The sequence below is a fragment of the Lactobacillus nasalidis genome (assembly GCF_016587775.1).
In the GTDB taxonomy this organism is placed as follows: domain Bacteria; phylum Bacillota; class Bacilli; order Lactobacillales; family Lactobacillaceae; genus Lactobacillus; species Lactobacillus nasalidis.
In genome coordinates this window covers 1-210 of record NZ_BOCG01000145.1, presented here as the reverse complement: position 1 = coordinate 210, position 210 = coordinate 1, and the positions used below count along the sequence as shown (strand labels likewise).

At 53.3% G+C, this 210-nt stretch carries 1 rRNA gene; it reads right to left on the bottom strand.

Annotated features, from left to right (window positions below):
* Positions 1-210, bottom strand: a 23S ribosomal RNA gene (locus tag lacNas_RS02560); the annotation flags it as partial.

The following is a 210-nucleotide window of genomic DNA, read 5'->3' as shown; positions in this document are numbered from 1 at the left end:
CGCCATCACCCGTTAACGGGCTCTGACTACTTGTAGGCACACGGTTTCAGGTTCTCTTTCACTCCCCTCCCGGGGTTCTTTTCACCTTTCCCTCACGGTACTGGTTCACTATCGGTCACTGGTTAGTATTTAGCCTTGCGAGATGGTCCTCGCGGATTCAGACGGGATTTCACGTGTCCCGCCCTACTCAGGATACTGATAGGCCTTCTT